The 12710-nt window shown below is 61.0% G+C and carries 8 protein-coding genes and 1 pseudogene; 8 read left to right on the top strand and 1 reads right to left on the bottom strand.

The features are described from left to right. Positions 1-283 precede the first annotated feature (283 nt). Positions 284-535: a hypothetical protein gene (locus tag ACZ5TO_RS01930; RefSeq protein WP_464799330.1), complete on the top strand. Its 252-nt coding sequence runs from the start codon at positions 284-286 to the stop codon at positions 533-535. A gap of 8 nt (positions 536-543) precedes the next feature. Here the strand turns inward: ACZ5TO_RS01930 and ACZ5TO_RS01925 are convergent, their stop codons facing one another. Continuing rightward, positions 544-978, bottom strand: coding sequence for a very short patch repair endonuclease (locus ACZ5TO_RS01925; RefSeq protein ID WP_464800318.1), 435 nt, complete (start codon positions 976-978; stop codon positions 544-546). 116 nt (positions 979-1094) lie between these two features. Here ACZ5TO_RS01925 and ACZ5TO_RS01920 point away from each other — a divergent pair, with 116 nt between their 5' ends. From ACZ5TO_RS01920 to ACZ5TO_RS01890, 7 genes and pseudogenes are all read left to right on the top strand, one after another. Beyond that, positions 1095-2705 (top strand): DNA cytosine methyltransferase, encoded by a 1611-nt coding sequence (locus tag ACZ5TO_RS01920; RefSeq protein ID WP_464799329.1) that lies wholly within the window; start codon positions 1095-1097, stop codon positions 2703-2705. Next, positions 2695-4200 carry an ATP-binding protein gene (locus ACZ5TO_RS01915; RefSeq protein ID WP_464799328.1) on the top strand — a complete coding sequence of 502 codons (1506 nt, stop codon included), beginning with the start codon at positions 2695-2697 and terminating at the stop codon, positions 4198-4200. Before ACZ5TO_RS01920 ends, ACZ5TO_RS01915 begins: the two co-directional genes overlap by 11 nt. A 38-nt stretch (positions 4201-4238) precedes the next feature. Next, positions 4239-6947 carry a Z1 domain-containing protein gene (locus ACZ5TO_RS01910; RefSeq protein WP_464799327.1) on the top strand — a complete coding sequence of 903 codons (2709 nt, stop codon included), beginning with the start codon at positions 4239-4241 and terminating at the stop codon, positions 6945-6947. Then, entirely contained in the window at positions 6944-7960 is a 1017-nt protein-coding gene (locus ACZ5TO_RS01905; RefSeq protein ID WP_464799326.1) for a PD-(D/E)XK motif protein, read from the top strand. The genes ACZ5TO_RS01910 and ACZ5TO_RS01905 overlap by 4 nt, the downstream gene beginning before the upstream one ends. After that, positions 7957-9999: an AIPR family protein gene (locus tag ACZ5TO_RS01900; RefSeq protein WP_464799325.1), complete on the top strand. Its 2043-nt coding sequence runs from the start codon at positions 7957-7959 to the stop codon at positions 9997-9999. The genes ACZ5TO_RS01905 and ACZ5TO_RS01900 overlap by 4 nt, the downstream gene beginning before the upstream one ends. Further along, positions 9996-11774: a hypothetical protein gene (locus tag ACZ5TO_RS01895; RefSeq protein ID WP_464799324.1), complete on the top strand. Its 1779-nt coding sequence runs from the start codon at positions 9996-9998 to the stop codon at positions 11772-11774. The genes ACZ5TO_RS01900 and ACZ5TO_RS01895 overlap by 4 nt, the downstream gene beginning before the upstream one ends. A gap of 294 nt (positions 11775-12068) precedes the next feature. After that, a pseudogene (locus ACZ5TO_RS01890) lies at positions 12069-12700 on the top strand (tyrosine-type recombinase/integrase). The last annotated feature ends 10 nt before the right edge of the window (positions 12701-12710 follow it).

The following is a 12710-nucleotide window of genomic DNA, read 5'->3' as shown; positions in this document are numbered from 1 at the left end:
ATGCAAACGACTATGCCGCCATTCGGCTGCGGAGCACCTATCGCTGCTATCAAAGGACGTCGATAGTGACATTCAGTGACTGCACAGACGTGGAAAGCGGCCTGGTCGCGAACATTGGCCGTCGCCTCTGTGCGGCGAACAATCAAGCGCGGCGCGTTGGGCACGGAGGCCAAACACATCAAGCCCCGCGGCTGTTTGGCTGCGGGGCTTGCTGTGAATGTTGGTTGCGGGGGCTCACAACCGTCATTATCGAAGCCAAATAAAGTGCTACATCTAGGGAAGCTTGCGTGACCGCTTCGCGCCGTCATCCCGGCCGTTCACCATCGGAGTTGAGCTTGCTGAAAGCTGCCTTTCGGTCGCAGGATATGTCGAACCCGCGAGTCTCGCATTCAATGCCCGCATCATTATAACGGTTGTTCCGGATCAACCGGCGACATGGCCGGAACCGACGATGCAACTGCGCGAAGAACTCTTTGCCGGCATCCTCGTTCGCGTTGCCATCCATATGATGCGCCCGGGCTCGATTCAGTTCTAGAGGCGTTACTACACTCGAACCGGCCCTTCTCGCGGTCGAACAAGTGCGCTTTCGAAATCGCCCGATTGGGTGCGCATCCACGATAGCACATGTTCAACCGTCGCATTCACAAACGGGGGGCGCAGGCCGCATTCCCACACGATTCCGACCCGCCATCCCGCGTCGTGAAGGGCGGCCTGTACCTTCGCGTCGCGAATCAGGTTTCCCTCGAACTTTGCCTTCCAGAAATCGGCTCTCGTGACCGGTGTGCTGCACCAGTGGCATCCAGCATGTCGGTGCCAGAAGCAGCCGTGAACGAAGATCGCGATCTTCCGAGATGGAAGAACAATATCAGGTTTTCCCGGCAGTCCGGCCGCATGCAGCCTGAAGCGCAGGCCGGCACGGTGAAGCCGCTGGCGCAGCATGATTTCCGGTTTCGTGTTCCTGCCACCTATGCCCGCCATCATGCGCGAGCGCGTGCTCGAATCGACTATGTCGCCCATGTATCGGAGTCTGTCATTTTTTCCTGGACCTGATAATCATCGAGCTTGTGCTCGTGTCTACTGAAAGAGTCCGATTCTTGCCAACATATTCCGTTGTCGACATATTTGCAGGCCCGGGAGGGCTGGCCGAGGGATTTTCCCGTGTCCCGGCGGGGAATGGCGAACATGCCTTCCACATCGCCCTCTCGATCGAAAAGGAAAAGACGGCGCATTCGACACTGCGACTGCGCAGCTTCCTGCGGCAATTCGGCGACGCGTTGCCGAAGGAGTATTACACGTTCATCAACGAAGGCGGCGAAGAGCCGGACTGGATGGCTAAATACCCCCAGCAGTGGGCCGCGGCAGTTGACGAGGCGTGGCAGCTCGAACTGGGCAAGGAAGACCCTGAAAAGAGATTGAACAAACGTCTCGATAAGATTCGGGCCGACAGCGATGGCCATACCATCCTGATCGGCGGCCCGCCATGTCAGGCCTATTCCTTGGTCGGCCGTGCCCGCAACTTGGGAATCAAAAAATACAAGGCTGCGGAGGACCACAAGCACTTCCTCTACAAGGAATATATCCGGATTCTCGATCGTCTTCAGCCTGCGGCATTCGTCATGGAAAATGTGAAAGGCATGCTCTCGTCGTCAATCGATGGCGAGAACCGCATTTTCGATCAGGTTCTTCGCGACCTCCGCGGAGAGCGACCCGGGGCTACTGCTTACACGCTCATTGCGCTTGATCCAAGATCACGCCGGCAACTGGATCTCACGCACTTCGAACCATGCGCGTCCGACTTCATCGTCCGTGCCGAGGACTTCGGCGTTCCACAGGCCCGGCACCGCGTAATTGTCGTAGGTCTCCGAGCTGATATTGCCGAGGGGTTGCCGCCGTCCTCGCTGGCCGATCTGATGGTAAAGCATAATCTGCGAGCCACTGTTGGCCATGTCCTTAATGGCATGCCGAAGCTGCGCAGCGGCCTCAGTCGAGGCGAGGATGGAAAGGATGAATGGAAACAAACCGTCGAGATCGCGATGGCGTTTGTTGCCGGAATGGACACCGGGCTCACTGCCCCGGCGCAGGAGAAATTCTCGGAGCGAGCGACAATATACCTCCAAGCTTTCAAGGCGCTCAACGAGGTTCCAGCGCGCGAAGCACATGGCGTGGGCATCGCGGACGACTGCCCGGCAGACCTCAGGGACTGGCTGATCGATTCGAAACTCGAGACCCTTCCGAACCACACGACTCGTGGTCATATGGCGAGCGATCTTGCTCGGTACTTCTTCGCAGCTGTCTTCGCGGAGGTCGTCGGCCGCTCACCGAAAGCGTCCGATTACCCGGACGAACTCGCGCCCGCGCATGCAAACTGGACCTCGGGTAAGTTTGCCGACCGGTTCCGCGTTCAGCTGTCAGGCGGACCATCGACCACCGTGACAAGCCATATTTCCAAGGATGGCCACTACTTCATTCATCCCGATCCGATTCAATGCCGCAGCCTGTCCGTGCGCGAAGCTGCCCGCCTGCAGACGTTTCCGGACAACTATTTCTTCAAAGGGAACCGTACGCAGCAGTATGTGCAGGTTGGCAATGCTGTTCCGCCACTGCTTGCGCGATGGATTGGTGGTGCGCTTTGGTTCATCCTCAATACACGGCGACTTGGTGACGAGACCGTGACGGAGGCCGCAGCGCTCGATCATGTCGGTTAACACTGAAGATTATGATCTCGCCAGTCCGGGTGCGGCCGAACTCTTCGAGTCCTTACGCGCGTTTGGCTATGATCTTCCCACTGCGCTCGCTGACATCATCGACAACAGCATTTCAGCGAGCGCCCGGAACATCTGGATCGAGATGATCTGGGATGGCCCCGAATCGCGCATTACAACGCGCGATGACGGGACCGGCATGACCGAGGATACGCTGTGCCAAGCGATGCGGCCTGGCAGTCTCAGCCCACTCGAGGTTCGCGGCGCAAATGATCTCGGCCGTTTCGGGCTCGGCATGAAGACCGCCTCCATCTCCCAGTGCCGTTGTCTCACCGTAATGTCGAAGACGCGTGGCGGCGAGATCAGCATCCGGCGCTGGGACCTCGACTATATCGCCTCGACCGGGACCGGCGAATGGCGGCTCCTCAAGGGAAAAGAGCTGCTGAGTGACGAGGACCGGGCGCTGCTCGATGGTCAGGAGCAGGGATCGATCCTCTTCTGGGACCGCCTCGACCAGCTCGTTGGCGATGCCACCATCGACGACGAGACCGCGCAGAAGCACTTCCGCGAGCGCGCAGATTCCTTGAAGGCCCACCTCGCCATGGTGTTCCATCGATTCCTGCGGGGAAGGAATGCGGTCAGACTTCACCTCAACGGTCGCCAGATCGAACCTTGGGACCCGTTTCTCGAGGATACCGACAAGGTCGATCCTCTGCCCGCCGAGACGCTCGTTGCCGATGGCGAGGCGGTCGAGGTCAAGGCGTTCATCCTGCCGCATCATTCGCGGATCTCGCCCGAGCAGCATGCCTGGGCGGCCGGCCCGCGCGGGTGGAATGCCCATCAGGGCTTCTATATCTACCGCAACAAGCGCCTGCTAGTCGCGGGCGACTGGTTGGGTCTCGGCATGCAGAAGGAAGAGCATTTCAAGCTCGCCCGGATCCGCATCGATCTCGCCAACTCCGCCGATCTTCTCTGGCAGATCGACGTCAAAAAATCCCGGGCGCGACCGCCGGCCGCGCTTCGCCGCGATCTCCAGCGGATCGCCCGCACTGCCCGGGGTCAGGCTGCGAGCATCTATCGCCATCGTGGCAAGGTCGTGCAGCGCAAGCTCGGCAGCAACGATGTGTTCCTCTGGAACCAAGTCGTGAAGCGCGGAAAGACCTACTACAAGATCAATCGCGATCATCCGCTTGCGCGCAAGGTGCTCGACACGGCCGATGACAAGGCCCCGGTCCGTGCCCTTCTTGCGCTCATCGAACAGACGATTCCGGCCCCGCTGATCGTCATCAACAACGCAGAGACACCCGACGGCTTTGGACAGCCGTTCGAGGACTCCGCCACCGATCTCAAAACGGCCATGGCCGAGACGTTCCAAGCACTGCTCGAGGACGGCCGCGGTCGTCCCGACGCAGCGCGTGCGCTCCTGACCATGGAACCGTTCAACCAGTATCCCGAAATGGTGGCAGCCTTTCTCGATGAAGTGGCGACCGGACAGTAGCAGGAGTGAAATTCATGGGGGGAGGCCCGGGGGGACCGATGTTCGAGGCTGCCTACGCCGTCGCGAACGGCTTGCTGATGATGGAAACGCGCGTCACGCCCGAGGCGCTCGACCGGGCTGTGGCGACGGTGGCCGGCATGCCCAATTTTGCCGGCATCAACGCCGATCGTCTTCGTCGCGAGCTGGAGGCCAACAACAATGTTCATGTCGGCGGCTATTCGGTCATCGACGACCGCGACTTCAAGGCCTGGATCAAGGCAGCGCGCGAGAACCGGAAGTTCGATTTCTGGTCCCGCTACCGTAAGTATCTCGAGCTCCGAAAGCGCATGGCGCGCGACGTGGTCGAGCAGCTCGACGGCCTGACCGACGACATTCTCGACCGACTGCGCGATCCGCTGACCGAAGGGGAATGGGATCGCCGCGGTCTCGTAGTAGGTGACGTGCAGTCCGGCAAGACGTCCAACTACACCGGCCTAATCTGCAAGGCCGTCGACGCCGGATATCCCCTCGTCATCGTGATGGCCGGCGTACACAACAGCCTGCGCAGTCAGACACAGATTCGCCTCGACGAAGGCTTCTTCGGGTTCGACACCCGTCTCAATCTTCGGGCCGACCAGCAGAACCAGCGCATCGGCGCAGGAGCATTGCCGGGTGCGCCCTTCCTGGTCGCCCATTCGCTGACGAGCAGCATGGAGAGTGGCGACTTCAAACTGTCTACCGCGCAGGGAACTAAGATCATTCCCGGCGGCAAGGATCCGGTGCTGCTGGTAGTCAAGAAGCGGGTCAGCATTCTCGAGAACCTGCACAAGTGGCTGAAGGTTCGGGCGGAGAGGGACGAGGGCGTGCCCGGAGGGGACATCGTTCGGGGCGTGCCGCTGCTGATCATCGACGACGAGGCCGACTATGCCTCCGCGAACACGAACGAGTATCGCGACCAAGACGGTAACATCGACGAAGATGCCGATCCGACCAATACCAACAAGCACATCCGCCGGCTGCTGACCCTCTTCGAGAAGAGCGCCTATGTCGGCTACACAGCCACGCCGTTCGCGAACGTCTTCATCCACCACGAAGGGTGGAGCAAGAAGTACGGCGAGGACCTCTTTCCTCGCAGCTTTATCATCAACATCCCGGCGCCTTCCAACTACATTGGCGCCGAGAAGGTCTTTGGTCTTGCCCGTCCGGGTCCCGACGGCGAGAGCCGGGGGCTGCCCATCATCCGCGAAGTCGACGATGCGGAGACCATCTTTCCCCCCAAGCATAAGAAGGAGCTTTCGGTCACTGCGCTGCCCGGAACACTGCACGAGGCCATCCTCGCCTTCATTCTCGCCTGCGCTGCCCGTCGTGTGCGGGGTGACGTGTCGGTCGACAACTCGATGCTCGTCCACGTCACGCGGTTTACGTTTGTCCAGCAGCAGGTCGCGCGCCTCATCGAAGAGGAGCTGACCGACATTCGCCGTCAGCTCGAATATCCCGGTACCGGCGGCGATGCGCTTGATCGTCTGGAAGCGGTCTGGCGCAGCGACTTCGAAGCGAATTTTCCAGCGCTGCATGAAATGCTCGCCGATCATCAGCTCGCACCGTTGGAGTGGGATCAGGTGCAAGAGCAACTGTTCGACGCCACGCGCCGCATCGAGGTGCGGGAGATCAACGGCTCCGCCAAGGATGCCCTAAACTATGCCGAGCACCCTGACGGCCTTTCGGTGATCGCCATCGGAGGTGACAAGCTGTCGCGCGGCCTTACTCTCGAGGGCCTTTCGGTCAGCTACTTCGTCCGCACCTCGAAAATGTACGACACGCTCATGCAGATGGGCCGGTGGTTCGGCTATCGCCCGGGCTATGCCGACCTCTGCCGTCTGTACACGTCGTCCGAGCTCGTAACTTGGTATCGTCACATCGCCGTGGCGACCTCCGAGCTGCGCGAGGAATTTGACCTCATGTACGCGACCGGTCAGACTCCCGACCAGTTCGGCAACCGCGTCCGGGCGCATCCAAACGGTATGCTGATCACTGCGGCGAACAAGATGCGCGCCGTGACCAAGGTGCGCGCCGGCTTTTCCGGTACGATCTCCGAGACGGTGTCATTCGACACCGCCAACGCGGCTCGCAATCTCGAGACCTTTTCCGGCTTCATCGCCGGGCTGCCAGTGATCCAGCCCGAACTCAACCGCTACATCTGGACCGGAGTCGATGGCGCGGATGTCGCGGCTCTGATGGCGCGGGTCGAGACAGCCAGGGAATCCTGGAAGGCGAATTCGCGCGCGATCAGCGACTACGTCTCCGATCGGGTGTCGGACGGGCAGCTCGACAACTGGACCGTCGCCCTGCTTGCCGGTGGGCGCGGCGGCGGGCGGCACTACATCGGCGGCTACGATATCGCCCTCACGCGCCGCGAGAACAAGTCGCCTCGCCAGAAGGGGAAATACACGATCGGCCGCTTGATCAGCCCTTCCGACGAGGTGCTCGACCTCGATCGAGCCCAGGTTGATGCAGCGTTCGATGCAACGCTGGCAGCTTGGGAACTCAAGAAGCCACCGAAGCGCGACCAGCCGAGCAGTCCCAGCGGGCCCTTCATTCGCCGTCAGCGCGATCCTTCGCGTGGCCTGCTGCTGATCTATCCGATCGACACTGGGGCGGGATCGACGCCGCTGATAGGCTTCGCGGTCAGCTTCCCCTGGGACGAGAATGCCCGCGAGATCGAATATGCCGAGAACAGTGTGAAACAGCTTGAGGACCTCTTCGATTGACCCCGGCCGACCTCATAGATCGCTGGGCGAATCTTGCTTCCGGGCGGCGCAGCATGTCGGGGATGGATCAACGCCGCCTCGACGCACAGGCGGCGGTCGACGTCTTCGCCTGCATCTTCTGGCCTCGGGGACGCAGCGGCCTTCTGGTTGAAGGCGACGGGCATATCGCCGATCTGGCGAAGCGTGTTCCGCGCTGCCGAGGAGTTCGCGTGGTCCTCGAGGAACATGGCGGCGGTGGTCAGCCCGAACGCACGCGGCTTGCGATCGTCCTCGAGGAGGAACGGCTGCGCGAAATCTTCGCCGTACTCTCGGCCGATCTTGTCAACGCCATCATCGCCGAGCCCAGTTCGGCATCAGCGCTGCAGCGCTGCATCAACCGGCTCTGCATGTGGCAGGGACTGTTCGATCGGATCGCACCGGAAGGCCTGTCAGAGGAACGACAGCGCGGACTGTTCGGCGAGCTCGTCGTCTTGGATCAGCTGTTTCTCGAGAGCGGAACCCTGCTCGATGGCGTCACGGCCTGGATCGGCTCCGACAGTGCCCACCAGGATTTTCGCCGAAGAGGGCTTGCGGTCGAGGTCAAGGCCTCGCTCGCCAAGCGTCACGCAAAGATCATCATCTCGAACGAGAAGCAGCTCGACGAGAGACCGCACGACACGCTCGTCCTTGCGAGCGTGCGGCTCGACGAAAGCGAGCCTCATGGCCTGTCGCTGCCCAACTTGGTCGCACAGCTGCGGCTGCGGCTTGCCGGTGACGAGCCTGCGGCCCGACTGTTCGACGAGCGCCTGCTGCTCGCCGACTATCTCGACGTCCACGCGCCGCTGTATGAGGCACGGTGCTATCGTGTCGCAATGACCCGGTGGTTCCGCGTCGAAGGCGAATTTCCGAGGCTGACCGAGGCAAACCTGCCGGCCGGGGTCGGCGATATCCACTATTCGATCATCGCCGACGACCTTGGAGCATGGGAAATGGATGAAGAGACCGTGCGTTATATGACCGGGGGCGGAGAATGACCGAAACCGAGGAACTAGCCCAGTTTGCGCGAGACCTGCAGCAGGACGTCTTCGCCAGGGCGGACGCGGCGGAGGATGGGGCGCTGCGCGCCAGCGCCTTCACCGAACTCATGATAGAATATTTGGTCGATGCGTCGGAAATCGATGACGGTACGGCTTGCGACTTCGAAGGGCGCGCCATGCGCTGCAGCGGCTGGTACTTATCGGAAGACGGCGACCGGCTCGACCTCTTCCTGTCGCTGCCCCGGCTGGACGGCAAGGCAGGAACGGTGCCTAAAGCCGATGTCGACGCCGCCTTTCGACGCCTGTTCACCTTCCTGTCGCGGTCGCTCGACGGGCAGCATCGCACGATGGAGGCGGCGCTCGATCGCTACGACATGTGTCGCTCGATCCACGATGCGCGCGACGATCTAAGCCACGTCCGCCTCTTCGTGCTAACGGACGGCGTCGCCACCGTCGATCGCATCGAGAATGAGATGATCGGGCGGATTGAGGTTTCCAGCCATCTCTGGGATTTGCGCCGCCTGATGCGCGCGTGCTCCTCGGGCGTCGACCGCGAACCGATCGAAGTCGATTTTGGCCGGCTGGGGAAGCCGGTTCGGTGCATCGTTGCGACCCCGCCTGACGCCGGCTATCGCTGCCTGATAACGATGCTGCCCGGCGACGCCCTCGTCGAGATGTATCGTCAGCACGGGCCTCGGCTGCTGGAGCGCAATGTGCGCAGCTTTCTCCAGCTGAAAGGGAAGGTTAACCAAGGAATCCGCAAGACCATCATCGAAGAGCCGGAGATGTTCCTGGCTTTCAACAACGGACTCTCTGTCACCGCCTCCGGCGTGAAGCTGGTGGATCATGGTGACGGCACCGCAGACCTGCTCTCTGCGAGCGACTTCCAGATCGTGAACGGCGGCCAGACCACCGGTTCGATTTTTCGGGCATGGCGCAAGGACAGCGCTGACCCTGCAAGGCTGCAGGTACCGGTGAAGATCACTGAAATCCTGTCGGACGGCGACCTCGACGACATCGCCCCGCGCATCTCGCAATCTGCCAACAACCAGAACAAGGTAAACATGGCAGACTTTTCGTCCAATCATGCCTTTCACCGACGGATGGAGGAGCTGTCGCGCTCGATCTGGGCGCCGCCGGTGGGCGGGCTCCAGCGACAGACACGCTGGTTCTACGAGCGTGCCCGCGGCCAATATCATGACGCGTTGGCGCAGAACCGGACCGACGCCGAACGCCGAAAATGGGAGCTAATCCATCCACGCAATCAGCTCATCACCAAGACGGATCTAGCAAAATACGAGCACAGCTGGTCGCAGCTGCCGCACATTGTCAGCCGGGGCGGACAGAAGTGCTATCTCGATTTCATGGACGTGCTGGAGCAGCGCGGAGGTTTCGAGCCGGACGAGTGCTGGTTCGAGCGTGCGATGGCCCGGGCGATCCTGTTCCGACAGTCAGAGAAGATCGTCTCGCGTCAAAAGTTCGGCGGCTACCGCGCGAACATCGTCACCTACAGCATCGCCTGGCTCTCCCATCACACCGAGCGCCGGATCAACCTCGACGGCATCTGGGCAGCCCAAGAACTGACCTTGGCACTGGCCGGCTTCGTCGAAACGCTCAGTCACCACGCCCACGAACACATCACCAATCCGCCCGGCGGTCAGAACGTGACTGAATGGGCGAAGAAGCTCGCCTGCTGGGAAGGCTTCCGTGATCTCGCCATCGAGATTCCGGCGGTCGTGAAGGCAGAACTCGTGACTCGCGACGGCGCGCGAACGGCAGAGGGCGCGCACGTCTTCGAAGAGCAGGTCAGCGCCTCGGAAAGCGAACAGCTCGCGCGGGTTGCGGCCGTGCCGTCGCAGACCTGGTTCGACCTCGCCGCTTGGGCCAAGGACACCCAGAGCCTCCAGCCATGGCAGAGGTCGCTGTCGTTCAGCCTTGGTAGGGCCGCCGGCAATGGCAAGCCGCCGACCCGCAAGCAGGCGGTGCACGGGGAGAAGATCCTGACAGAGGCGCGATCTCTGGGATTCAAGGGTTGAGTGCCGTCTTGCCCGCGGGCAGTTCCGATACGAGTCCCCTGCGCGAGTTCTTCGACGCACTCACGGAGCAGGAAGGGAAGTTCGCTGCTAAGCTCGCAACCGATAATCTCGGACTGTTCCTCCGTGCGGCGATCAACGAGCTGGACTGGTATTCCTACAATTTTGCGCGCGCGGCGGAGCCGACCTTCGATCAGCAGGAGCAGTTCTATCTCATGCACCTCGGTATCACCCGGTTGATCAAGCTGACGCTTGAAAGCCGACCGTCGTTCGATGTCCCTACGGTGCTTTTCCGCCGTGACCGCAGCATTACAATTCCTGTGCTAGAGATCGCTATAGGCTTGGGCATGATCGAGCACGGACGGCGCGTGGCGCAGATGGCAATGACGGGGCTCGGCAAAGTGGAGCGCACGGGACCGATCGAATATATCGTAACCCTGCCACCGGTCCTCCCGGACGATGAATATTATGAGCGCGCCGTCGCCGAACATTTCTACGCGATCGCGCGCGAGGACTTCGAGGAGCTTCTCCATTCGGAGATCGGCAGGGACATGGCTGCCGACGTCGAGCGGTTGCTGACCGAGCTGGTCCACCCCTTCATGGACCACTTCATCGGCTATGATGCCCACCCGACCCTCGACACGTACTTCTTCGGCGTCGCCTCCCACCTGCTTCGGATGAAGGAGGGATACGACGCTTTCCATTTCGCCGTGAGCTTCGGGGGCGTGCCCTTTCAGACGTACATGCTCGGGCTCACCTTCCTGATGTCCCTCGCTGTCCGGCACGAACGCTTCGCTGAAGCCCTCGTGAAGAAGGTGCCGGGCATTCGTCTCGAGAACGTGCTCACGGTATCCGCCGAAACCGCCCCGTTCCTCGACGATATGCTCGCGGCAATAAACTTCTTCGGCAGTCTATTCGACGACTACGAGGACGCGACGCCGGAGCAGGTCCGAACGGTGTTCGAGGTGCTCTCGGTCGGACGCGAGAACACCAAGTTCCTGGACAGGCCCGGCAGCCCGCTGCCGCCCATGATCAGATGCTCGGACAACGACTTCATCCGGTGCCAGTCGGCGGTTCTCGCCAATCCGATTCAGTACCTTCTGGACTCGCTGCGGCATCATTTTCCCGGTGAGTACGACCAGAACCAGCGAACGCGGGAACAGTCGATGCAGCGCGCCGTCAGGCGAGTGCTGGACGACGTCATTCCCGGGCTGGAATATCGCGACAATGTCCATCTCCGGAAGGGAGGAAGGACACTGACGGACATTGATGTGGTCGCCTTGGAGCCTGCAACCGGGACAGCGGTCCTCATCCAGCTCAAGCACCAAGACATCTACGGGATGGACATCCACTCGGGTCATCTGCGAGGCAGACGGCTTCGAGAACAGTCGGAGCGCTGGCTGGGCGCAGTTGCCGACTGGACACAATCCGCTGATGGCAGTGAAATCCGGGCGACCCTTCGCGTCGGGGCCGACTTTCCGAAAGTCGAAACGTTCCGCGTGATCGTCACACGACATTTCGCGCATCCGCTCGGCGGCGTCACGCAGGCGCCTGACGTGGCGTTCGCCAACTGGAATCAGTTCTACAACGCGACATTGCAGGCGCGGCACAGGCATGAACGGCTGACACTGGTCGACCTCGTGACACTGCTTCGGGAAGGCGAACGGCCTGGTGGCCCGATGCAGCATGAGCCCGAACCTCGGAGCGAGTGGAACATCGACGAGCTGAGATTCACCATCAGGCAGGAGGTCGCAGCCTCGGAGTCACCAGAGAGATAGATGATGACCGTGGCGAGATTCTGAAACCCGGCGCCCTCGTAGGTGGCATTTTCGGCCATGGGACGGACGTACGGCGATTGCGGCGCGGGTGTAACTGTCTTGGCCAAATTTTCGACCAGCCCGCGACGCGCTGAGCGCCGTGACTGCCGCTTACGGAGACGTGCCGATTTGGCGACAAAAAATGTCCGCTTCCTGATATTCCCCTAATATCTGACTGTCCGGAGTCGGCCCCCCTTCAAACCTAGACTTTGCGCGTTTTTCCTATGGCCAATGGTTGGCCTGAGGAGAACTTAAATGGGTATTGCGCAATATGATCCTGCCGCGCTGAGCAGACCGGCATGGAACGCCGGCCGACAAGTGGGCGTGAAGAAGCCGCTAAAGCAGCGCCAAATCTGGGCGGTCCGCTTCTTCCTAGATCGAGAGGGGCGAATGAGAGACCGCGCCCTGTTCGATCTCGCCATCGACAGCAACTTCGAGGCTGCGATCTCGTTAAGATCAAAATTGGGACCCTCGTCACAGGCCAAGAAATTTGGACTCGTTCCATGGTCGTTCAGCAGAAGACTGGACGTCCAGTACAGTTCGAGATCACGTCCGAGGTCAGGGCAAGCCTGCTTGCCTAGCTTCAGTGTAGGGGAGGAACTGTCGATGACTACGCCTTTCCCAGTCGAGTTGATCACGCCGAGCATCTCAGTACTAGACAATATGCCCGGTTGGTTGACGAGTGGGTGACGGCCATTGGTCTGAGGTGTGAGGACTACGGAACACACTCGCTTCGACGCACGAAGGCAGCAATGATTTACAAGGCAACAGGCAATCTTCGTGCGATCCAGATTCTACTCGGACACACTAAGATCGAGAACGCGGTCCGGTACTTCGGGGTCGACATAGAGGACGCGCTGAAACTGGCGGAGCATACAGAGATCTGACAATGAGCGG

Source organism: Shinella sp. Sh6 (assembly GCF_055392685.1).
This window is presented reverse-complemented; position numbering and strand designations above follow the sequence as displayed.